The sequence below is a fragment of the Bradyrhizobium sp. genome, from assembly GCF_035484855.1.
Classification (GTDB): Bacteria; Pseudomonadota; Alphaproteobacteria; order Rhizobiales; family Xanthobacteraceae; genus Bradyrhizobium.
This window is the reverse complement of the sequence record NZ_DATHOP010000122.1, coordinates 1-21,501: the sequence shown is the minus strand read 5'-3', so window position 1 is coordinate 21,501 and position 21,501 is coordinate 1. Positions and strand designations below refer to the sequence as shown.

General features: G+C 63.0%; 21 protein-coding genes. 15 read left to right on the top strand and 6 right to left on the bottom strand.

Translation table 11 applies throughout. From position 1 onward, the window contains the following. The first annotated feature begins 20 nt into the window (after window positions 1-20). From VK804_RS14260 to VK804_RS14240, 5 genes are all read left to right on the top strand, one after another. A complete protein-coding gene (locus VK804_RS14260; RefSeq protein ID WP_325371464.1) occupies window positions 21-2,108 on the top strand; it encodes a TonB-dependent receptor in 2,088 nt (695 codons plus the stop codon). Window positions 2,109-2,284: 176 nt separating this feature from the next. Then, window positions 2,285-2,704 carry a DUF2946 domain-containing protein gene (locus VK804_RS14255; protein ID WP_325371463.1) on the top strand — a complete coding sequence of 140 codons (420 nt, stop codon included), beginning with the start codon at window positions 2,285-2,287 and terminating at the stop codon, window positions 2,702-2,704. A gap of 124 nt (window positions 2,705-2,828) precedes the next feature. Next, the gene (gene exbB, locus VK804_RS14250; RefSeq protein WP_325371462.1) at window positions 2,829-3,779 is read left to right on the top strand and encodes a tonB-system energizer ExbB; all 951 of its coding nucleotides are present in this window, start codon (window positions 2,829-2,831) and stop codon (window positions 3,777-3,779) included. A gap of 3 nt (window positions 3,780-3,782) precedes the next feature. After that, the gene (gene exbD / locus VK804_RS14245; RefSeq protein ID WP_325371461.1) at window positions 3,783-4,256 is read left to right on the top strand and encodes a TonB system transport protein ExbD; all 474 of its coding nucleotides are present in this window, start codon (window positions 3,783-3,785) and stop codon (window positions 4,254-4,256) included. A 15-nt stretch (window positions 4,257-4,271) separates the two neighbouring features. Then, window positions 4,272-5,063: a TonB family protein gene (locus VK804_RS14240; protein WP_325371460.1), complete on the top strand. Its 792-nt coding sequence runs from the start codon at window positions 4,272-4,274 to the stop codon at window positions 5,061-5,063. Window positions 5,064-5,095: 32 nt separating this feature from the next. Here VK804_RS14240 and VK804_RS14235 read toward each other — a convergent pair whose 3' ends face one another. From VK804_RS14235 to VK804_RS14210, 6 genes are all read right to left on the bottom strand, one after another. After that, complete coding sequence (locus VK804_RS14235; protein WP_325371471.1) at window positions 5,096-5,506, bottom strand: hypothetical protein; 411 nt, start codon at window positions 5,504-5,506, stop codon at window positions 5,096-5,098. A 60-nt stretch (window positions 5,507-5,566) separates the two neighbouring features. Then, on the bottom strand, window positions 5,567-6,247 hold the full coding sequence (locus VK804_RS14230; RefSeq protein WP_325371459.1) for a site-2 protease family protein: 681 nt from the start codon (window positions 6,245-6,247) through the stop codon (window positions 5,567-5,569). Window positions 6,248-6,328: 81 nt separating this feature from the next. Beyond that, entirely contained in the window at window positions 6,329-6,721 is a 393-nt protein-coding gene (locus tag VK804_RS14225) for a GFA family protein (RefSeq protein WP_325371458.1), read from the bottom strand. Window positions 6,722-6,755: 34 nt separating this feature from the next. Beyond that, entirely contained in the window at window positions 6,756-7,502 is a 747-nt protein-coding gene (locus VK804_RS14220; protein WP_325371457.1) for an SDR family NAD(P)-dependent oxidoreductase, read from the bottom strand. An 11-nt stretch (window positions 7,503-7,513) separates the two neighbouring features. Then, on the bottom strand, window positions 7,514-8,248 hold the full coding sequence (locus VK804_RS14215; RefSeq protein WP_325371456.1) for an SDR family oxidoreductase: 735 nt from the start codon (window positions 8,246-8,248) through the stop codon (window positions 7,514-7,516). Window positions 8,249-8,412: 164 nt separating this feature from the next. Beyond that, on the bottom strand, window positions 8,413-10,221 hold the full coding sequence (locus tag VK804_RS14210; protein ID WP_325371455.1) for an IlvD/Edd family dehydratase: 1,809 nt from the start codon (window positions 10,219-10,221) through the stop codon (window positions 8,413-8,415). A gap of 224 nt (window positions 10,222-10,445) precedes the next feature. Between VK804_RS14210 and VK804_RS14205 the strand changes: the two genes are divergently transcribed. The 10 genes from VK804_RS14205 (at window position 10,446) to VK804_RS14160 (ending at window position 21,350) form a co-directional block, all read left to right on the top strand. After that, the gene (locus VK804_RS14205; protein ID WP_325371454.1) at window positions 10,446-11,516 is read left to right on the top strand and encodes a sn-glycerol-3-phosphate ABC transporter ATP-binding protein UgpC; all 1,071 of its coding nucleotides are present in this window, start codon (window positions 10,446-10,448) and stop codon (window positions 11,514-11,516) included. A 35-nt stretch (window positions 11,517-11,551) separates the two neighbouring features. Continuing rightward, window positions 11,552-12,871 carry an ABC transporter substrate-binding protein gene (locus tag VK804_RS14200; protein ID WP_325371453.1) on the top strand — a complete coding sequence of 440 codons (1,320 nt, stop codon included), beginning with the start codon at window positions 11,552-11,554 and terminating at the stop codon, window positions 12,869-12,871. Window positions 12,872-12,987: 116 nt separating this feature from the next. Continuing rightward, complete coding sequence (locus VK804_RS14195) at window positions 12,988-13,947, top strand: sugar ABC transporter permease (protein ID WP_325371452.1); 960 nt, start codon at window positions 12,988-12,990, stop codon at window positions 13,945-13,947. Continuing rightward, window positions 13,940-14,875, top strand: a complete 936-nt coding sequence (locus VK804_RS14190) for a carbohydrate ABC transporter permease (RefSeq protein ID WP_325371451.1) — start codon at window positions 13,940-13,942, stop codon at window positions 14,873-14,875. The genes VK804_RS14195 and VK804_RS14190 overlap by 8 nt, the downstream gene beginning before the upstream one ends. A 91-nt stretch (window positions 14,876-14,966) precedes the next feature. After that, window positions 14,967-15,953 (top strand): D-erythronate dehydrogenase, encoded by a 987-nt coding sequence (gene denD / locus VK804_RS14185; RefSeq protein WP_325371450.1) that lies wholly within the window; start codon window positions 14,967-14,969, stop codon window positions 15,951-15,953. Window positions 15,954-15,968: 15 nt separating this feature from the next. After that, window positions 15,969-16,913, top strand: coding sequence for a sugar kinase (locus tag VK804_RS14180; protein ID WP_325371449.1), 945 nt, complete (start codon window positions 15,969-15,971; stop codon window positions 16,911-16,913). Beyond that, entirely contained in the window at window positions 16,910-17,560 is a 651-nt protein-coding gene (gene eda / locus VK804_RS14175) for a bifunctional 4-hydroxy-2-oxoglutarate aldolase/2-dehydro-3-deoxy-phosphogluconate aldolase (protein ID WP_325371448.1), read from the top strand. The genes VK804_RS14180 and eda overlap by 4 nt, the downstream gene beginning before the upstream one ends. 36 nt (window positions 17,561-17,596) lie before the next feature. Then, window positions 17,597-18,766, top strand: a complete 1,170-nt coding sequence (locus VK804_RS14170; protein WP_325371447.1) for an acetyl-CoA acetyltransferase — start codon at window positions 17,597-17,599, stop codon at window positions 18,764-18,766. A gap of 208 nt (window positions 18,767-18,974) precedes the next feature. Beyond that, window positions 18,975-20,180 carry a CoA transferase gene (locus VK804_RS14165; RefSeq protein ID WP_325371470.1) on the top strand — a complete coding sequence of 402 codons (1,206 nt, stop codon included), beginning with the start codon at window positions 18,975-18,977 and terminating at the stop codon, window positions 20,178-20,180. Between the two features lie 3 nt (window positions 20,181-20,183). Continuing rightward, window positions 20,184-21,350 (top strand): acyl-CoA dehydrogenase family protein, encoded by a 1,167-nt coding sequence (locus VK804_RS14160; RefSeq protein ID WP_325371446.1) that lies wholly within the window; start codon window positions 20,184-20,186, stop codon window positions 21,348-21,350. The last annotated feature ends 151 nt before the right edge of the window (window positions 21,351-21,501 follow it).

Genomic DNA, 21,501 nt, shown 5'->3' with positions numbered 1-21,501 from the left:
AGGGGGCGCAGGAAGCCCCGGTGGCCGGAGCAGGCGCTCCGACGCCAGCGCAGGCGGCGCTGGATCGCAAGATGCAAGGGTTCGATCAGTCACGGGACCACGTTCTGACCAAGCTCGGAGCCTCGACCTATACGATCGACCGGGCCGCGATCGAAACCATGCCGCAGGGCGACAACACGCCCGTCGACAAGCTGGTCCTGCAACTGCCCGGCGTGAACTACGATTCGGCCGTCTCCAATCCCAATTTCCATGTCCGCAGCGAATACGCCAACGTCCAGACCCGGATCAACGGGCTGGTGCTGCCCGAGGGCGTCTCGGGTCTCGGGCCCGTGATCGACACCAATTTCATTGGCAGCCTGTCGCTTTTGACCGGCACGCTGCCGGCGCAATATGGGCTGCGTACCGCGGGCGTCCTCGACATCACCAGCCGGGCGTTTTCGACACCCGGCGGCAGCGTCAGCATCTATGGCGGCAGCAACTCGACCATCACGCCGAGCTTCGATTACGGCGGCAGCGTCGGCGATACCCAGTATTTCTTCTCCGGCCGCGGCAACTGGAACAATCTCGGCCTCGAAAACCCGACCTCGTCGATCAACGCGATCCACGATCACACCGACCAGGGCAAGTTCTTCGCCTATGTATCGACCGCAATCAACGACACGCAGCGGGTGAGCGTGATTTCGGGTGCCTCCTACAGTGTGTTCCAGATACCGAACAATCCCAATCAGCCGGTATTCCCGGATTCCAACGGCATTTTGCCCAATGGTCTCGGCATGACCACCCTGAGCGCTCTGGCAGATACTGCGAACTCGTCAAACTTGAACGAGCGAGAAATCGATCAGTACTATTACAATATCGTCGCGCTCCAATCGCATGGCGACCTGATCGACAGCCAAATCTCGGTGTTCTCCCGCTATGCCAACGTTCATTTCATTCCCGACGTGACCAACGACCTCATCTTCAATGGTGTTGCCTCCGATGTCACCCGCGCCAGCCAGATGTACGGGACGCAGTTCGACGCGTCGTATGATGTGAACAGCGCCCACACGTTGCGGTTCGGTTTCATGGTGACCGCGGAGAAGACCGACGTTTCCAACATATCGACCGTATTCAATGTCGATCCCGTCAGTGGTAATCCCACAGGAGCTCCGTTTACGGTCACCGACACCAATTCGCTGCTGGGCTGGAATCTTGGCGCCTACGTCCAGGACGAGTGGAAGCTGACCAATCAGCTCACTCTCAACTACGGAATACGCTTCGATCAGCTCTATCAGTTCGTGGACGCCAACCAGTTCAGCCCGCGCGCAGCCCTGGTCTACAAGCCGTTCGACGGCACCACCTTCCATGCCGGCTACGCCCGCTATTTCACCCCGCCGATGCAGGCGCAGGCGACGCAATCGAATCTCGCGCTGTTCACCAACACCACCAATCAGCCAGCGGTTCCCAACGAGGATCCGGTCAAGCCGGAGCGATCGCATTATTTCGACGTCGGCGTCGACCAGAAGCTGTTGCCCGGGCTGACCGTCGGGCTGGACGCCTACTACAAGATCGCCACCGATCTGATTGACGACGGCCAGTTCGGCCAGGCGGTGGTCTTGACCCAGTTCAACTGGGCGCGCGGTTACAGCGAAGGCGCGGAAGCCAAGGTCAAATACCAGAACGGCAACTTCAGCGCCTATGCCAACTTCGCCTTCAATATCACGCGCGCGACGGACCCGACCTCGAACCAGTACCTGCTCGACCCCGATGAATATGCCTACCTGCTGACCCACTACCACTACACCGACGACATGCAGATGCTGACGGGATCGGCCGGGGCGTCCTATCGCTGGAACCAGACGCTGTTCTCCATCAATATGAAATATGGCAGCGGTCTGCCGACCGGCTTCGCCAACTCTTCGTTCAACGAACCTTACGCAACCGCCAATCTCGGCATAGCCCACGAATTGCAGGCTGCCCCGGGGGCCAAGCCGCTCACGGTGCGGTTTGATGTCGTCAATTTGTTCGACAAGATCTATGCCATCAGGGACGGATCGGGCATCGGTGTATTCGCGCCGCAATTCGGCCAGCGTCGTGGGTTCTACGTAGGTATCTCGCAAAAGCTGTGACGAAGACGGTGAGCCGGCTGCCGCGTTCGTTCACTTAGATTCGCTCGAAGTTGCCGTCAAATACCGTTGACACCCCATCGGCGATCCCTGAGATGTCATATTGTAACATAGCGAGTTGTAACTCAGCGGACAATCGGACCGGTCTTTAGGACACTCCGGCGAAGGCGCATGCCGACATGAAATGGTTCCGTTCAAACATCAGGCTTGGGTCCCGGCTTGCGCTGTGTGCGCTGGCGATCCAGTTCCTGCTGTCGTTTGGACATTTCCACGGCAGCGCGCAGGCGGCACCCGTATCTGCGAAACGATTGGCACTTGATGCGGCGCATTCGAACGTCGTCGACGGGGCCGCACAGACGAACGCGCCCGCCTCGGTCTTGCCGAAGACTTCCCCCGGGCGAGAACCTGCCGGCCATGCCAACGATGATTGCGCGATCTGCGCGGTCATGGCCCTGGCGAGCATCATGGTTGGGGCGACGCCGCCCGATCTGACGGCGCCGCAGGCAACTGCATTTTCGTACGTGGCCGGCGAAGCCGGTTTCGTCCAGCGCGGCTCCGCCCGGGTCGCATTTCAACCCCGTGCTCCGCCGATCGCCTGATCCCGAGGGCTGGCATGGGCACGCTTGTGCTTCTTGCGGCCGAACCGTGATGATCGTCCCGGCATTCCGCAGACGCCGCAATCGCCGGATGCCTGTTCAAAACTTGATCCGTACTGGACTGACCATGAACCCTTCACCATTTCGAGCGACCTGTCGCGTGATGCTGGCGCTGTCGATGCTGTCGATGGCCGCGCCATCATCGGCGCAGCAGGTTATCGCGCCAGCTCAGCAGTCACCCGCTTCGTCGCAGCCAGCTGCGCCGCTGGCGCAGCCTCCCGCACCCCCCGTGGTGGCGGCAACCCCGCCGGCGCCCGCCACCTCCGATGCTGCGGCGATAGCGGCGGCCGATACCGCCAGCAGGCCGCTGAAAACGGTTACGGGGGGCCTGCGCGAGCTGTCGCCCTGGTCGATGTTCCTGTCGGCGGATATCCTGGTCAAGGCGGTCATGATCGGGCTTGCGTTTGCCTCGCTCGTGACCTGGACCATCTTCATCGCCAAGATGATCGAGCTGTCGCTGGTCCGGCGCGGCCTGCGCGCGGCCCTCGACAAGATTGCCGACGCCAGATCGCTGGCGGAAGCGCAGTTCGCGCTGGGCGCAAAGGGCACCGCGCTGTCGAAACTGCTCGCCGCCGCCATGCGCGAGGCGCGGCTGTCGGCGGGAATTTCCAGCGACGCCGGTATCAAGGAACGGGCGGCCTCGAGCTTTGCCGAGATCGTGCGCGCCGAAGCGCGTCGGATCCGGCTCGGCATGGGATTGCTTGCGACCATCGGCGCGACCTCGCCCTTTGTCGGCCTGTTCGGCACGGTGTGGGGCATCATGAACAGCTTCATCGGCATCTCGAAATCGCAGACCACCAATCTGGCGGTGGTGGCGCCCGGCATCGCCGAGGCGCTGCTTGCCACCGCCTTTGGTCTCGCCGCGGCGATCCCGGCCGTGATCATCTACAACCACTTTTCTCGGGTGACGAAAGGCTATCTCGAACTGGTCGGCCGGGCGTCCGGGGCGGCGGCGCGGTTGTTGTCGCGCGATCTCGACCGCACCCATGGTAGTGCGCATTCGCGCGCGGCGGAGTAGGCAATGGGCGTCTCGTTTGCGGATTCCGGCGTCGATGACGACGATGATTTCGGGGAAACCCACGAGATCAATGTCACACCGTTCATCGACGTCATCCTGGTGCTCCTGATCATCTTCATGGTCGCGGCGCCGCTGTCGACGGTCGACCTGCCGGTCGACCTGCCGTCGTCGACCGCGACCCCCACCAAGAAGCCGGACAAGCCGACTTACGTCACGATCAAGCCGGATCTGGCGGTGGCGATCGGGGAGAACCCGGTCAAGCGCGTCGACCTGGTCCGTTCGCTCGATGCGATGGCCGACAGCAGCAAGGATCGCTACATCTTCCTGCGCGCCGATCGCGCGGTGCCGTATGGCGAATTGATGGACGTGCTGGAAATCCTGCGCGCCGGCGGCTATTCGAAGATCAAGCTGGTGGCGCTGGAAGGCGTTCCGGATTCCGCCCTGCCGCCTTCGGCGCCGGCCGATCCAAAACCCTGAACACGGTCTGATTGCATGTCCGACCTCGGCCTCGATCAAAAACCTTCCCGGCGGCTGTGGATTATCGCAGGCGCGGTGGCGCTCGCGCTTCACGCCGGCGGTGCGGCGCTGGCGTTTGCGCATTTGCGCGCCGACGCAGCCGACGAGGAGCTTGGCGCGCCTGCGATCGAGATCGGGCTGGAAATGATGTCGCCCCGTCTCGACCCCACCGAACTGCCGCCGGGGCCGGATACGCCGGCAGCGGTCGCTTCGCCCGCCATCGCCGAGCAGAAGGCGGAGCTGAAGGAGACGGAGCTACCGAAGGACACGCCGACCGAAACCGAGGAACCCGATCGGGTGGTGACGCCGAACGACTCCAGCAAGCCGAAAGAGGACGACACGAAGGTCGCCACCGTTGCCACTTCCGCCTCGGAGGAATCGGCTGCCGCTGAAGCGACCGCGATGCCGAGCGTCGATACCGCGCCGGTCGGCGCCTCGCAGGCTCCGGTGCAAGGCGTCGGCAAGGCGCTGGAACGCATGAAGACGTCCTGGTTCGCGCAGTTGGGCGCGCATTTCGACAAGCACAAGCGCAATCCACCGCTGCAGAAATTCAGGGATGCCAAGGTTGTTCTGGACGTGACCTTCGACCGTCTGGGCCATGTCGTCGCGAGCCGGATCGCGGAGAGTTCCGGCGATGCGGCCTATGACGAGGCCGCGCTTGCCATGCTGCGCCGTTCCGATCCGGTGCCGAAGCCTCCGCCGCTCGTTGCCGACGAAGGACTGCGTTTTGCCTTGCCGGTGCATTTCGGGCTGCCGGGCAAGAGCTGAGTCTGACGGTCCCGCCCGCGGGTCGGCGGCGGTCACTGCATCAGGTAATATCTGATCCCGACATAGACGACGACGAGGCAGGCGAAGATCAGCCCGACCGGAAGCCGGGGTTTTGCCGGCGCGCCGGGCGCTGTGGGCTTGTTGCGCGGAACCGGCGGGCGCTTGAAGGCGGTGACGTTGTCGGTCACCGGATCGCTGGAGCGGGCGGGAAGCTCGGGCGGAGCGCCGACCCCGCCCATCTTGGCGTAATAGCTCTTGTAGATGAGATGGATGGTGGCCTCGGACGCCGCGTCTTCCGGCATCTCCTTGAGCAGCGCCTTGTAGCTTTCGAGGAAGGTCAGGGCTTCCCCGGGGAGCGCGGTGATGCCGTTCAGCTTGGCCATCATTTTCCAGGTCGCGAAATCCGCGCGCGCCCTGGTGTCGGCGCGGCGGGCGATCAACATGTCCGCAGCTCTGATCAAGATGTGCCTCAGCCCCTTTTTTGGCGCTTCGCCGGGATTGGACTATGCGTTGCCGGTCAGCACGAGAAGCAACTGGATCACATAGCCGGTCACATTACGCAGTATCGCCGAAATAACATCAAGATTTAGACCGAGCTGGCTGCCGGCCAGCGGAAGCAGGATCAAAAGCCCGATCAGGATCAACATTCCGAAGGGTTCGAGCCGGGCAAGAGGCGCGGCGAGCACCCGGGGCAATAGTCCGACCGCCACGCGTCCGCCGTCCAAGGGCGGGATCGGAAGCATGTTGAAGATCGCCAGTACGACGTTGATAACCAGCGCATTTTTGAGGTTGTCGGCCACCCATTGTCCGGCGTCCGGCGGCAGGAAATCCACGACATGGAACGCCGCGGCGGCGACGAGGGCCAGCGCGATATTGGTGGCGGGGCCGGCCAGCGCCACCCAGACCATGTCGAGCCTGGGATTGCGGAGCGCGCGAAAATTCACCGGCACCGGTTTGGCGTAGCCGAACAGAAAGGGGGAATGCGCCAAGAGCAGCATCGCCGGCATGACGATCGTGCCGAAGGGGTCGATATGTTTCAGCGGATTGAAAGTGACGCGGCCCCGTTCCCAGGCAGTATTGTCACCGAAATGGTGCGCGACAAAGCCATGGGCGGCCTCATGAAAGGTGATGGCAGTGATGAGCGGCAATATCCAGACGGATATGCCGTAGAGGGTGATATTCACGAATGTCCTGGCCGGTTCGAGCGATAGGTCAGCCCGTTATCTATTCATTGATAGCCGGCGCGAACAGGGGTGATGAGAGGGTCAGGCGGGAGGCATCGCCGGATATTGCGGCAGGCCGTCGTCGAGCTTCACCCAGTCCATCTTCTCGGAGACCCAGATGTGCTCGGTCGGCGCAAAGGCGTTGCGGTCGTCGAAGGTGGCGAGTGCCACGCCCGCCGCGGTGCCGTTCTTGCGCCAGCCGAACAGGCGTGTGCCGCACGTCTTGCAGAACACGCGTTCCAGCGTCTCCGATGAGGCATAGCGCGCGGTTTCACCCTCGATCGTCAGCGCGGTCTGCGGGAAAAGCGCGCGGGCAAAGAACGGCGATCCCATCGCCTTCTGGCATTTGCGGCAGTGGCAGGTGCGCACATTGATCGGCTCACCCTCGCACCTGAACCGCACCGCGCCGCACAGGCAACCGCCTTCCCGGATCATGACCTCTCCTTATACTAATGCGTTGCCCGGCATACTAATACGTTGCCCGGCCGCCGGAAATGTCGAACACCGCGCCGGTGGAGAATGCGCAATCCTCCGACGCCAGCCACGCCACCATCGCTGCGAGTTCTTCGACAAGGACAAAGCGGTTTTTCGGGATCTTCGACAGCATGAAGTTGATATGCTCTTGCGTCATCTGGTCGAAGATCGCGGTTTTGGCCGCGGCCGGCGTCACCGCGTTGACCAGGATGTCGTGTTGCGCCAACTCCTTGCCGAGCGATTTGGTCAGCGCGATCAGGCCTGCCTTCGAGGCCGAATAATGCGCCGCGTTAGGATTGCCTTCCTTGCCGGCGATCGAAGCAATGTTGACGATGCGCCCATAGCCCTGGCCGATCATGGCGGGCGCAATCGCCTTGCAGCAGATGAAGGGGCCGTCGAGATTGATGCGCAGCACCTTGCGCCATTCATCGAGGTCGGTGTCCCACACCGTCTTGTTGACGCCGGCAATCCCGGCATTGTTGACGAGGATGTCGATCTTGCCGAACGCTTTCAGGGTCTCGTCGCGCGTCTTCTCGACCGCGGCGAGGTCGGAGACGTCGACCTTGAAGGTAGAGACGGCGTTGCCGATTTCTTTCGCCGTCTTCTCGGCGAGCGGCGCGTCATGATCCCAGATCGCGACCTTGGCGCCGGAGGCAACAAAACGCTCGGTGATGGCGCGGCCGAAACCTTGTGCGCCACCGGTGACCACGGCAGTTCGGCCGTTGAGATCGATCCTGTTCATGAGACTACTCCCTACAGCGTCCAGCCGCCATCGATGATGTGGGCGACGCCTGTCGTGAACGCGCTTTCGTCGCTGGCGAGATAGACGGCCAGCGAGGCGATTTCTTCAGCCGTACCGAGCCGGCCCATCGGCTGGCGGCTGACGAACATCTCGCGGCCGCCGGGACCGGCCGCCGCGGCGCGGTTGAGCATCGACGGCGTCTCGATGGTGCCGGGGCAGATGCAGTTGCAGCGAATGCCCCTGGTGATGAAATCGGCGGCGACCGCGCGCGTCAGCGCCGCGACCGCGGCCTTGGTGGCACCATAGACGTAGCGGTTGGGAGCAGCCTTGAACACGCCGGCGGCCGAGGAGATGTTGACGATCGAACCTTTTCCCCGCTCCAGCATGCCCGGCAGGAATGCCCGCAGCGTGCGGTGCATCGATTTGACGTTGAGGTCGAAGGAAAAATCCCAGTCTTCGTCGGAGCAGTCCAGCACGGTGCCGTTATGCACGAAGCCGGCGGCGTTGAGCAGGATGTCGACCGGGCCCGCGCGCTTTGCCATCGCGGTGACCGCGGCCGTGTCGCGCGCATCGAGCCGCGCCACCTCAGTGACGCCCTCGCTCTTGAGCGCGGCCAGCCCCTTCTCGTCGATATCGGTCGCAAACACCGCGGCTCCCTCGCGTGCAAAGGCGAGCGCCGATGCCCGCCCGATTCCCGCCGCGCCCGCGGTCACGAATGCGCGTTTGCCCTTGAGGCGGTCTGACATGTCGTTCTCCTTAAGCAGTATTTTTGGGCGCCTTCAACGTCGTCCCTGCGAACGCAGGGACCCATACGCCGCGGCGTCTCGTTTAGGCAATATGTTAGAGGCCTTTTTACATCGTCGAGGCCGGTGGCTATGGGTCCCTGCGTTCGCAGGGACGACGAAGCAGCCTAATGATTATCCCGCGCCACGCCGACCTTGCCTGCGATGTCGTGATAGCGGGTGGCGAATTCCATGCAGGCGCCGGTGGCCTGCTGGCCGACGGTGGAGCGGTAGAGTTCCTGCCATGGCGTCTGGTTGGCCGGATATTTGAAGCCGCCACTGGCTTTCAGCTCGGCGCGGCGCTTCTTCAACTCCGCATCCGAGATCAGGATGTTGGCGCTGCCCTTGTTGAGGTCGATGCGGACCTTGTCGCCTGTCTTCAGGATCGCCAGCCCGCCATCGGCGGCGGCTTCCGGCGTGGCGTTGAGGATCGACGGCGAGCCCGAGGTGCCGGACTGGCGGCCATCGCCGATACAGGGCAATGACAGGATGCCGCGTTTGATCAGCGCCGCCGGCGGCTGCATGTTGACGACCTCGGCGCCGCCGGGATAGCCGATCGGGCCGGTGCCCCGCACGAACAGGATGCAGTGCTCGTCGATATCGAGCGCGGCGTCATCGATCCGGTGATGATAGTCCTCCGGGCCCTCGAACACGATGGCGCGCCCCTCGAAGGCGTTGAGATCCCCAGGCGTGATCAGATAGCGGTCGCGGAATTCCTTGGAAATCACGCTGGTCTTCATGATCGCGGAATCGAAGAGGTTGCCGCGCAACACCAGGAAACCGGCGTCCTTCACCAGCGGCTTGTCGAAACTCCAGATCACGTCGCCGTCGGGTTTCGGGGCGTTGCGGCAATTGTCGCCCATGGTGTGGCCGTTGACGGTCATGGCGCCTTCATGGATGCGCTGGTGCCGCATCAACTCGCCGACCACCGCCGGCACGCCACCGGCGCGGTGATACTCCTCGCCGAGGTAGAAGCCGGCCGGCTGCATGTTCACCAACAGCGGGATCGCGTGGCCGTATTTCTGCCAGTCGTCGATTGAGAGTTCCACGCCGATATGGCGGGCCAGTGCGTTGATGTGGATCGGCGCGTTGGTCGACCCGCCGATTGCCGAATTGACCACTATGCAGTTCTCGAACGCCTCGCGGGTCAGGATATCGGACGGTTTTAGATCCTCCCAGACCATCCCGACGATGCGTGTCCCCGTCTCATAGGCGATCTGGCCGCGCTCGCGATAGGGGGCGGGGATGGCGGCGCAGCCCGGCAGCGACATCCCCAAGGCTTCCGCCAGCGAATTCATGGTCGAGGCGGTGCCCATGGTGTTGCAGTGGCCGACCGACGGCGCCGAGGAGGCCACGATGTTCATGAACTCTTCGTAGTCGATTTCGCCGGCGGCGAGCTGCTCGCGCGCTTTCCAGACCACGGTTCCCGAACCGGTGCGCTCGCCCTTGAACCAGCCGTTCAGCATCGGCCCTCCCGACAGCACGATCGCCGGCATATTGACGGTGGCGGCCGCCATCAGGCAGGCGGGCGTCGTCTTGTCGCAGCCGGTGGTCAGGACCACCCCGTCGAGGGGATAACCGAACAGGATTTCGACCAGGCCGAGATAGGCAAGGTTGCGGTCGAGCGCCGCGGTCGGGCGTTTGCCGGTTTCCTGGATCGGGTGCATCGGAAATTCCATCGCAATCCCGCCGGCGGCGCGGATTCCCTCGCGCACCCGGTGCGCCAGCTCGATGTGATGGCGGTTGCACGGCGACAGGTCGTTGCCGGTTTGGGCGATGCCGATGATCGGCTTGCCGGCTTGCAGTTCCTGCCGGGTCAGGCCGTAATTGAGGTAGCGCTCCAGATAGAGCGCGGTCATCCCGGGATTGTGAGGGTTGTTGAACCATTCCTGGGAGCGAAGTTTGCGTCTGACGACGCCGGTCAGCGGCTTGTTCATTGTTTCTCCCGCAGCGCACACGCCTTCTTTTTGTGCGTCATTTTCGGTTTGGCGCTGGATGTTTGCATGTCAATGCCCGCTTCGCAACGCCGATGGGAACGGTAACCAACTACGACTTTGATCCAAGGACACCAGCAAAAAATTCTGCTATGACCCCCGCCGATGAAAGGGGCGGCTACCAAGCCAAACCCGTTGGCCTTGCATGTGTTTTGGGAGGGGAATTGATGTCGTCGGTGCAAATTCGCGACGTGCGGAAATCGTTTGGCGGCTTCGAGGTGCTGCACGGCGTGTCCATCCCGATTGAGGATGGCGCCTTCGTGGTGCTGGTCGGCCCGTCCGGCTGCGGCAAATCGACCTTGCTGCGGATGCTCGCAGGGCTCGAAAACATCACCTCCGGGACGATTTCGATCGGCGACCGCGTCGTCAACAATGTCCAGCCCAAGGAACGCGACATCGCGATGGTGTTCCAGAATTATGCGCTCTATCCGCATATGACGGTCGCCGACAATATGGGATTCTCCTTAAAACTGCGCGGCGCCAGCGCGACGGAAATCAGCAAGGGCGTCAATCGCGCCGCGGAAATCCTCGCGCTGACGCCGCTGCTCGAGCGCTATCCCCGGCAATTGTCGGGCGGCCAGCGCCAGCGCGTCGCGATGGGCCGCGCCATCGTCCGCGACCCCCAAGTGTTTCTGTTCGACGAGCCCTTGTCCAACCTCGATGCCAAGCTGCGGGTGGCGATGCGCACCGAAATCAAGGAACTGCATCAGCGTCTGAAGACCACCACCGTCTATGTCACCCACGACCAGATCGAGGCCATGACGATGGCCGACAAGATCGTGGTGATGCATGACGGCATCGTCGAGCAGATGGGCTCGCCGCTGGAACTCTATGACCGGCCGGAAAATCAGTTCGTCGCCGGCTTCATCGGTTCACCTGCAATGAATTTCCTCAAGGGCAAGCTTGCTGCCAACGGCAGCGGCCCCGGATTTGTCGGGCCGAACGGCATCAAGCTGCCGCTGGCCTCAGCGCCCGCCAATTCCGACGGCAAGCCCGCGGTCTACGGCATCCGGCCCGAGCATTTCACCATCGCCGACGACGGTGCCGACGCCGAGATCGTGGTGGTCGAGCCGACCGGCTCGGAAACCCAAGTGATCGCCAAGCTCGGCGGCGAACAGGTCATCGCCGTGTTCCGCGAGCGCCATCAGTTCAATCCGGGCGACAGGGTCCGGCTGAAACCGGATCCCTCGCTCGTTCACCTGTTCGACGAGACCACCGGCAAGCGATTGAACGCCTAGAACCAAATCAAAAACACCAAACGGAGGAAGACACGATGCATGACTTTACCCGCCGCACGCTGCTGCAGGGCGGCACCGCGCTGGCGACGGCCGGTGCGCTGACCGGACCGGCCCTGTTCAACTTTGCCAAGGCCTGGGCGGATACTTCGCCGTGGAAGGCAGAGCAGGGCGCCAAGCTGACGGTGATGCGCTGGAAGCGTTTCGTGCCGGCCGAGGATGACGCGTTCAACGAGATGGTCGCAGCCTTCAAGGCCGCCACCGGCACCGACATGAACGTGTTCAGCGAGTCCTTCGAGGACGTGCAGCCCAAAGCATCGGTCGCCGCCAATACCGGCTCGGGCCTTGATCTCGCCTGGGGCCTGCACACGCTGCCGCAACTGTTCCCGACCAAGGTACTGCTGATGAACGACGTCGCCGATTACCTCGGCAAGAAATACGGCGGCTGGACCGATGCGGCGGCCAAGACCTGCAAGCACGGCAATGACTGGCTCGGCATTCCCGTCGCGACCATCGGCGGCTACATGACCTACCGCAAGTCGGCCACCGACAAGGCGGGCTTCAGCAGCTTCCCGACGGATTTCCCGGGCTTCCTCGCGATGTGCAAGGCGCTCAAGGCGAACAATACACCGGCCGGCTTTGCGCTCGGCCACGCCACCGGCGACGCCAATGGCTGGCTGCACTGGGTGTTGTGGGGCCACGGCGCTTATACCGTCGACAAGGACGACAAGGTCATCATCAATTCGCCGGAGACGGTGAAGGCGCTGGAATATTGCAAGGAGCTCTCGGACACCTTCATTCCCGGTGTGGCGTCCTGGAACGACTCCTCCAACAACAAGGCGTTCCTCTCGGGCGAACTCTATTGCACCGCCAACGGCATCTCGATCTATGTCGCCGCCAAGGACGATCCGACCAAGAAGGATCTGGCCGAGGACACCTATCACGCGCTGTGGCCGGTCGGCCCGGTCGGCCACCCCACGGAACTGCAGCTCGCGGTTCCGATCCTGGCGTTCAACTTCACCAAATATCCGAACGCGGCGAAGGCCTTCATCGCCTTCATGCTGGAGAAGGAAAATTACGACAAGTGGCTGTCCGGCGCGCGGGGTTACCTGACCCACACGCTGAACGCTTATGATAACTCGCCGGTGTGGACGGCGGACCCGAAGAACGCGGTGTTCGCGCAAGCCAGCAAGCGCGCGCTGCCGGCGTCCGGCATCGGCACCCCCGGCGAGAAGGCCGCGACCGCGATCGCCGACTTCCTGGTGGTCGACATGTTCGCCAACTACTGCACCGGCACCAAGGACGCCAAGAGCTCGATTTCGGACTGCGAGCGACAGTTGAAGCGCATCTATCGCTAGGACTACAATCGGGCGGCCCGCAATCAGCTTGCGGACCGCCCGATCGCCGCCACGACCGGATATTCTGACGCCTGCACCGGTGAAGACGGCATCGCTGTTACAAAGGGATTTCGTCAATGGCTGACATCGCACTGCAAACCCGCATCGCCAAGACGCAGATCCGCGAGGCCACGGCATGGGACCAACTCAAGACCAACAGGAATTGGCTCGGGTTCTGGTTCATGCTGCCGGCGATGGGGTTTTTGATCTTCTTCCTGGCCTATCCGCTGGGGCTCGGTATCTGGATGTCCTTCACCGACGCCAAGATCGGCCGTCCCGGTGAATTCATCGGCACCGAGAACTACGAGTGGCTGTGGGGCGATTCGATCTTCTGGCTCTCGGTCTTCAACACGCTGCTCTACACCTCGGTTGCCAGCGCCATCAAATTCGCGGTCGGTCTCTATCTGGCGCTGTTGTTGAACGAGAACATGCCGTTCAAGGCGATGCTGCGGGCGATGGTGCTGATCCCCTTCATCGTGCCGACCGTGCTGTCGGCGCTGGCGTTCTGGTGGATTTTCGACTCCCAATTCTCGATCATCTCGTGGTCGCTGAAACATCTCGGCCTGATCACGCAAAACATCAACTTTCTCGGCGACGTCACCTGGGCCCGTATTTGCGTGATCTTCGTCAATATCTGGCGCGGCGTGCCCTTTGTCGCGATCACGCTCCTGGCGGGCCTGCAGACCGTGCAGCCTTCGCTCTACGAGGCGGCAACCCTCGACGGCGCCAGCAAATGGGAGATGTTCCGCTACATCACCTATCCGCTGCTGACCCCCATCATCGCGGTCGTGATGACGTTCTCGGTGCTGTTCACGTTCACCGACTTCCAGCTGATCTGGGCGATGACCCGCGGCGGGCCGGTCAACGCCACGCACCTGATGGCGACATTGTCCTACCAGCGCGCGATCATTGCCGGACAGCTAGGGGAGGGCGCGGCGATCTCGAGCGCGATGATCCCGTTCCTGCTCGCGGCCATCATGATCTCCTGGTTCGGGCTGCAGCGCAGGAAATGGCAACAGGGTGAGAATAATGACTGACGTTCCCGCCCCCAAGCTCGATCTCAAATCCGTGCTGTCGGGCACCTCGCCGACGGTTGCGATGGACGACCATAGCGAGGGCATGAGCTATCTGCAGTCGCTGCCGCGGCGCCTGGTCACGCTCTATCTGCCGCTGTCGATCATCGTGATCATCCTGCTATTCCCGTTCTACTGGATGGGGCTGACGGCGATCAAACCGGACGACCAGCTGCTCGACCTCGACAAGTTCAATCCGTTCTGGACCTGGAACCCGACCTTCAAGCATATCCACAAGCTGTTGTTCGAAAGCTATTATCCGCACTGGCTGTGGAACACGATGTATGTGGCGATCTGTGCCACCATCCTGTCGATCTTCGCCAGCGTGCTGGCGGCCTATGCGATCGTGCGGCTGCGCTACCGGGGCGCGCAATGGGTGGGCGGGTTGATCTTCCTGTCCTATCTGGTGCCGCCCTCGATCCTGTTCATTCCGCTTGCGACCGTCGTATTCCAGTACGGCCTGTTCGACTCGCCGCTGGCGCTGATCCTGACCTATCCGACCATCCTGATCCCGTTCTCGACCTGGCTGTTGATGGGCTATTTCAAGACGATTCCCTTCGAGCTCGAGGAATGCGCGCTGATCGACGGCGCCAGCCGCTGGCAGATCCTGATCAAGATCGTGCTGCCGCTCGCGATTCCCGGCCTGATCTCGGCCTTCATCTTCTGCTTCACGCTGTGCTGGAACGAGTTCATCTATGCGCTCACCTTCCTGCAATCGACCCAGAACAAGACGGTTCCGGTCGCGATCGTCAATGAATTCGTCGACGGCGACATCTATCGCTGGGGCTCGCTGATGGCGGGTGCGTTGTGCGGCTCGCTGCCGCTGGTGATCCTCTATGCGTTCTTTGTCGAGCACTATGTGTCGGCGATGACAGGTGCGGTGAAAGAGTGAGCGGGCGGGCCCGCCGTACGCTCGAACCTCATCCTTCGAGACGCATCGCTTACGCGATGCTCCTCAGGATGAAGTAACAGGAGTTGGGTTCTTGCACATTCTGGTACTCGGCGCGGCCGGCATGGTCGGCCGCAAATTGACCGAGCGGCTGTTGCGCGACGGTCGTCTCGGCAAGCGCGATATCAGCCGCATGACGCTGCAGGACGTGGTCGCGCCGGCAAAACCCGACAGAGCGGGGTTTCCGGTCGATGTCGTGGCGGGCGATTTTGCCGTCGCCGGTTTCGCCGAAAAGCTGGTCGCAGGCCGTCCCGACGTGATCTTCCATCTGGCCGCGATCGTCTCCGGCGAGGCCGAGCTTGATTTCGACAAGGGCTATCGCATCAATCTCGACGGCACGCGGATGCTGCTGGACGCAATCCGGCTGGCTGGCGGCGGCTACAAGCCCAGGATCGTGTTCACGTCCTCGATCGCGGTATTCGGCGCGCCGTTTCCGGACAAGATCGGCGACGAATTCTTCCACACGCCGCTGTTGAGCTATGGCACCCAGAAGGCGATCGACGAGCTGTTACTGGCGGATTATTCGCGCCGCGGCTTCATGGACGGCATCGGCATTCGCCTCCCGACCGTCTGCATCCGCCCCGGCCTGCCCAACAAGGCGGCCTCCGGCTTCTTCTCCAACATCCTGCGCGAACCCTTGGCCGGGAAGGAAGCTGTGCTGCCGGTGTCCGAGGACGTCCGCCACTGGCACGCCACGCCGCGCTCGGCGGTCGGCTTCCTGCTCCACGCCGCGACGATGGACAGCACTGCCGTCGGCGCCCGCCGCAACCTCACCATGCCCGGCCTTTCCGCCACCGTCGGCGAACAGATCGCAGCCCTGAAGCGGGTGGCGGGCGACAAGGTGGCAGCGAGGATCAAGCGCGAGCCCGACCCGTTCATCATGGGGATCGTCGCCGGCTGGCCGCGCGATTTCGACCCCAAGCGGGCGCTCGGGCTCGGCTTCACCACGGCCGAAAAGACCTTCGACGACATCATCCGGATACACATCGAGGACGAACTTGGCGGCAAGTTCGTGCCCTGATTGGCGGATGCGGTCATGACGAGAGTGGCCAGCATCGGCGAGTGCATGATCGAGTTGAAGCAGGCTGAGAACGGTCTCTATTCGCGCGGCTATGGCGGCGACACGCTCAATACCGCCGTCTATCTCGCCCGTCTCGGCATCGAGGTCGACTACATCACCGCGCTCGGCGACGATCCCATGAGCGACGAGATGATCGCCGGCTGGGCGGCCGAAGGCGTCGGCACCAGCCGCGTCGCGCGGCTGAACGGCAAATTGCCGGGAATCTATCTGATCAAGACGGATGACGCGGGTGAGCGGCGGTTCTTTCACTGGCGCGAAAGCGCGGCGGCCCGCAGCCTGATGGATCTGCCCGAGACCGACGATATCCTGGATTCGCTTTCGACCTATGACGTCGTCTATCTCTCGGCCATCACGCTGTCGATCTACAGCGCAGCGGGCCGGACGAAATTGTTCGGCGCGCTCCGTCGCGCCCGCGAGCATGGCGCCCACATTGCTTTCGACACCAACTTCCGTGTCCGCGGCTGGCCCGATCTCGACGTCGCGCGGGCGGTCTTCGCGCAAGCGTTTGCCGAATCCGATATAGTGCTGGCTTCGAGCGAGGATTTGCTGCCGCTCTATGCCGGCGACAACGACGACCAGCTGCTGGCGCGCATCCCGTGCCGCGAGGCCGTGCTGAAGCTTCTGAAGCCGGCGAGCATCGTGCGGTTCGAAGGGGTTGCGAAAGCGGTAAGGGCGGAACCTGTGACGCAGCCCGTCCTCGATACCACGGCAGCGGGCGACAGTTTCTCCGCGGCCTATATCGCCGCACGGCTTGTGGGTGCCGAGCCGGTTGAGGCGGCGCGGGCCGGGCATTGTCTGGCCGGCGTCGTGGTTTGTTATGCCGGCGCGATCATCCCCCGCTCGGCGATGCCGGCGACCGCATCGCTCGGCGCGTCTTCCACTTGCAAGGCCTCGCGATGACAGCGAAACGGGAAAAACTGGCTGCAATGTTCCGGCAGGCCACGGTCATTCCGGTGCTCACCATCGAGCGCGTCGAAGACGCCGTTCCTCTCGCCAGGGCACTCGTCGCCGGCGGCGTGCGGGTGCTGGAAGTGACGCTGCGCACGCCAGTGGCGATTGACGCCGCCAAGGCAATCATGGCCGAGGTACCCGACGCCATCGTCGGCATTGGCACCATCCTGAATGCAAATGATCTGGCGCGCGCCGAAGCGCTCGGCGTTCAATTTGGCATCAGCCCCGGCATCACGCCCGAGTTGTTGCAGGCCGCCTCGGCAAGCCGCTTGCCCTTCGCGCCGGGGATTGCGACGGCATCCGAATTGATGCAGGCGCTGGCTCATGGCTTCGATCTCGTCAAGTTTTTTCCCGCGGAGCAGTCCGGCGGCATCAAGGCGCTGCGTGCGCTGGCCGGGCCATTTCCGGATGTGCTGATTTGTCCGACCGGCGGCATTGGCGAGGCCAATGCGGCGTCGTGGTTGAATGAGCCGAACGTGGTCGCGGTCGGCGGTTCCTGGCTCTGCCCGGCCGCGGAGATCAGGTCCGGCAACTGGGCCGGCATAACTGCCATCTGCGAGCGCAGCATGAAATCGCTGAAACCGGCGCATAGATAGGTTAAAAGCCGTCTCAGCCAGACAGGGAGAACGACCATGACAGCCAGCATCGTCGGATGGGCGCACACGCCATTCGGCAAGTTCGACACCGAAACCGTGGAAAGCCTGGTGGTCAAGGTCGCCAACGAGGTGCTGGCGGACGCCGGCATTTCGGCTGCCGATGTCGACGAAATCGTGCTCGGGCATTTCAATGGCGGCTTCTCGCCACAGGATTTTACGGCCTCGCTGGTCCTGCAGGCCGATCCGGCCTTCCGTTTCAAGCCGGCGACGCGGGTGGAAAATGCCTGCGCGACGGGGTCGGCGGCCGTGCATCAGGGCATCCGGGCGATTGCTTCGGGCGCGGCCAGGATCGTGCTGGTGGTCGGCGTCGAGCAGATGACGCGCACACCTTCGGCCGAGATCGGGAAGAACCTGCTGAAAGCATCCTATCTGCCCGAGGACGGCGACACGCCCGGCGGCTTTGCCGGTGTGTTCGGCAGAATCGCACAGTCCTACTTCCAGAAATATGGCGACCAGTCCGATGCGCTGGCGATGATCGCCGCGAAAAACCACAAGAACGGCGTCGCCAATCCTTACGCGCAGATGCGCAAGGATTTTGGCTTCGAATTCTGCCGCGCTGAAAGCGAGAAGAACCCGTTCGTGGCGGGTCCCCTGAAACGCACCGATTGCTCGCTGGTATCGGACGGCGCCGCCGCGCTGGTGCTGACCGACACCGAGACCGCGAAAACCATGGGCAAGGCGGTCAACATCCGCGCCACCGCCCATGCCCAGGATTTCCTGCCGATGTCGAAGCGCGACATCCTGCAATTCGAAGGCTGCACCGTGGCCTGGCAGCGCGCGCTGCAATCGGCCGGCGTGCAGCTCTCCGATCTCTCCTTCGTCGAAACCCACGACTGCTTCACCGTCGCCGAGCTGATCGAGTATGAGGCGATGGGCCTGACGCCGCGCGGGCAGGGCGCCCGCGCCATCAAGGAAGGCTGGACCCAGAAGGACGGCAAACTGCCGGTCAATCCCTCGGGCGGGCTGAAGGCCAAGGGCCATCCGATCGGCGCCACCGGCGTCTCCATGCATGTGATGACCGCGATGCAGCTCGCCGGTCAGGCGCCCGAGGGCATGCAGATCAAGAACGCGAAGCTTGCGGGCATCTTCAACATGGGCGGGGCGGCGGTTGCGAACTACGTGTCGCTGCTGGAGCCGGTGAAGTAAATCCGTAGGGTGGGCAAAGGCGCTCTTCGCGCCGTGCCCACCATCGGTGCAGGCGACGAAAGATTGGTGGGCTCGCTTCGCTTAGCCCACCCTACGCAGCCCCTCTGCATACGCCCATACGCCGGCCGCCCTTGATCTTGCCGGCGCGCTGCCGTTACTAGACCCGAGAGAACAGCGCCGCATGCGCGCATCGGGAGCGAACGAAACCATGGGACCGCTGGAGGGCGTCAAGGTCATCGACATGACGACCGTGCTGATGGGGCCCTATGCCACCCAGATGCTCGGCGATTACGGTGCCGACGTCATCAAGGTCGAGACACCTGACGGCGACGTCACCCGCCTGATCGGTCCGACCCGGCATCCCGGCATGGGTCCGGTGTTCCTCAACACCAACCGCAGCAAGCGCTCGATCGTGCTCGACCTGAAGAAGCCGGCGGGGCGTGACGCCGTGCTGCGGCTGATCGCGTCGAGCGATGTGCTGGTCTATAACGTGCGCCCTCAGGCGATGTCGCGGCTGCAGCTCGGCTACGATGATGTTTCGAAGATCAACCCGCGGCTGATCTATGCCGGCGTGTTCGGTTTTGGGCAGGACGGGCCCTATGCCGCAAAACCCGCCTATGACGATCTGATCCAGGGCGCGACCGCGTTGCCGGCGCTGATGGCGCAGACCAGCGACGGCGTGCCGCGCTATGTGCCGAATGCGCTGGTCGATCGCATCGTAGGGACGCATGCGGTCGGCGCGATCTGCGCCAGTCTGGTGCATCGCGACCGCACCGGGCGCGGCCAGCGGCTGGATATTCCGATGTTCGAGACGATGGCGGGCTTTGTCATGGGCGATCACATGGGCGGGCTGACCTATGAGCCGCCGCTCGACCGCGGCGGCTACGCGCGGCATCTGTCGCGCGACCGGCGGCCCTACAAAACCTCGGACGGCTATATCTGCGTCATCGTCTACAACGACAAGCAGTGGGAGAACTTTTTCAAAGCCACCGGCCGTGACGACTTGCGTGGCGATCCCAAATTTACGACTTTCGCCGGGCGCTCCACCAATATCGATACGGTCTATGCCGAACTCGCCCGGATCTTCCAGACGCGGACAACGGCCGAATGGACCGAACTGCTCGAAAAGGCCGACGTGCCTGTGATGCCGATGCATGATCTCGAAAGCATCCTGCAGGACCCGCATCTGGTCGCAACGAATTTCTTTCCAGTGGTCGATCATCCGACCGAAGGAAAGATCCGCAACATGAAGGTGTCCGCCACCTGGTCGGAGACGGCGGTCGAATCGACGCGGCTGGCGCCGCGGCTCAACGAGCATGGTGCGGAGATTTTGCGTGAGGCCGGCTTCTCCGCCGAGGAGATCGCCGCGCTGGTGCGCGACGGCGTGACCAAAGTCGCGGCCCCGGGGGATTGAAACATGGATTTCGCGCTCACCGCCAACCAGGAATCGATCCGCGACGCCGTGGCAAAAGTCTGCGCGCGCTTCGACGATGCCTATTGGCTCAGAAAGGACAAGGAGGGCGGCTATCCCGCCGACTTTCACAAGGCGCTGGCCGATGCCGGCTGGCTCGGCATCTGCATCCCCGAGGCCTATGGCGGATCGGGGCTGGGCATCCTCGACGCCGCGATCATGATGCGGGCAATAGCCGAATCCGGCGCCGGCATGTCGGGGGCATCGGCCGTGCACATGAACGTGTTCGGGCTCAATCCGGTGGTCGTGTTCGGCACCGAGGAGCAGTGCCGGCGGATGTTGCCGGGAATCGTCGATGGCACGCAGCGGTCGTGCTTTGCCGTCACCGAACCCAATACCGGGCTCAACACCACGCAACTGAAGACCCGCGCGGTGCGGTCGGGCAACAAATATGTCGTCAACGGCCAAAAAGTCTGGATTTCGACTGCGCAGGTCGCCGAAAAGATATTGCTGCTGGCGCGCACCACGCCGCTGGAAGAGGTGAAGAAACCGACCCACGGCTTGAGCCTGTTCTATACCGATTTCGATCGCAGCCGCATCGCTGTCCACGAAATCGAGAAGATGGGCCGCAAGGCGGTGGATTCCAACGAACTGTTCATCGAGAATTTTGAAATTCCCGTCACCGATCGCCTCGGTGAGGAAGGCCGCGGTTTCGAGTACATCCTGCACGGCATGAATCCGGAGCGCATCCTGATCGCGGCCGAAGCCGTGGGACTCGGCAAGGTGGCGCTGGCGCGCGCGGCGGCCTACGCGAAAGAGCGCAACGTATTCAACCGCCCGATCGGCAAGAATCAAGCCATCCAGCATCCGCTGGCGCAGAATTGGATGGAACTGGAGGCCGCCTGGCTGATGACGCTGCAGGCCGGCTGGCAATACGATCAGGGCATGCCGTGTGGACCTGCAGCCAATGCGGCAAAATACCTCGCCGCCGAAGCTGGCTATCACGCCTGCGAGCAGGCGGTGATGACCCATGGCGGCTTTGGTTACGCCAAGGAATTCCACGTCGAGCGTTATCTGCGAGAGTCCTTCATTCCCCGCATCGCGCCGATCAGCCCGCAGCTCATTCTCAGCTTCATCGCCGAGAAGGTGCTGGGCCTGCCGAAGTCGTATTGAGGGTCAACCCGCAAATGTACACCCTTGCAGTTGCCGCCGTCATTCCGGGATGCGCCGCCAGGCGCAGACCGGGAATCTCGAGGTTCTCTGATGTGCAAGTGCACATCATAGTTCGCATCTTCGATGCGCCCCGGAACGACGGTTTAGCCGG

Excerpts from the sequence above, each read along its gene's own strand:
- VK804_RS14255 (WP_325371463.1), top strand. The coding sequence starts at position 2,285 with ATGAAATGGTTCCGTTCAAACATCAGGCTTGGGTCCCGGCTTGCGCTG.
- exbB (WP_325371462.1), top strand. The coding sequence starts at position 2,829 with ATGAACCCTTCACCATTTCGAGCGACCTGTCGCGTGATGCTGGCGCTG.
- exbD (WP_325371461.1), top strand. The coding sequence starts at position 3,783 with ATGGGCGTCTCGTTTGCGGATTCCGGCGTCGATGACGACGATGATTTC.
- VK804_RS14240 (WP_325371460.1), top strand. The coding sequence starts at position 4,272 with ATGTCCGACCTCGGCCTCGATCAAAAACCTTCCCGGCGGCTGTGGATT.
- VK804_RS14235 (WP_325371471.1), bottom strand. The coding sequence starts at position 5,506 with ATGTTGATCGCCCGCCGCGCCGACACCAGGGCGCGCGCGGATTTCGCG.
- VK804_RS14225 (WP_325371458.1), bottom strand. The coding sequence starts at position 6,721 with ATGATCCGGGAAGGCGGTTGCCTGTGCGGCGCGGTGCGGTTCAGGTGC.
- VK804_RS14220 (WP_325371457.1), bottom strand. The coding sequence starts at position 7,502 with ATGAACAGGATCGATCTCAACGGCCGAACTGCCGTGGTCACCGGTGGC.
- VK804_RS14215 (WP_325371456.1), bottom strand. The coding sequence starts at position 8,248 with ATGTCAGACCGCCTCAAGGGCAAACGCGCATTCGTGACCGCGGGCGCG.
- VK804_RS14210 (WP_325371455.1), bottom strand. The coding sequence starts at position 10,221 with ATGAACAAGCCGCTGACCGGCGTCGTCAGACGCAAACTTCGCTCCCAG.
- VK804_RS14205 (WP_325371454.1), top strand. The coding sequence starts at position 10,446 with ATGTCGTCGGTGCAAATTCGCGACGTGCGGAAATCGTTTGGCGGCTTC.
- VK804_RS14200 (WP_325371453.1), top strand. The coding sequence starts at position 11,552 with ATGCATGACTTTACCCGCCGCACGCTGCTGCAGGGCGGCACCGCGCTG.
- VK804_RS14195 (WP_325371452.1), top strand. The coding sequence starts at position 12,988 with ATGGCTGACATCGCACTGCAAACCCGCATCGCCAAGACGCAGATCCGC.
- VK804_RS14190 (WP_325371451.1), top strand. The coding sequence starts at position 13,940 with ATGACTGACGTTCCCGCCCCCAAGCTCGATCTCAAATCCGTGCTGTCG.
- VK804_RS14180 (WP_325371449.1), top strand. The coding sequence starts at position 15,969 with ATGACGAGAGTGGCCAGCATCGGCGAGTGCATGATCGAGTTGAAGCAG.
- eda (WP_325371448.1), top strand. The coding sequence starts at position 16,910 with ATGACAGCGAAACGGGAAAAACTGGCTGCAATGTTCCGGCAGGCCACG.
- VK804_RS14170 (WP_325371447.1), top strand. The coding sequence starts at position 17,597 with ATGACAGCCAGCATCGTCGGATGGGCGCACACGCCATTCGGCAAGTTC.
- VK804_RS14165 (WP_325371470.1), top strand. The coding sequence starts at position 18,975 with ATGGGACCGCTGGAGGGCGTCAAGGTCATCGACATGACGACCGTGCTG.
- VK804_RS14160 (WP_325371446.1), top strand. The coding sequence starts at position 20,184 with ATGGATTTCGCGCTCACCGCCAACCAGGAATCGATCCGCGACGCCGTG.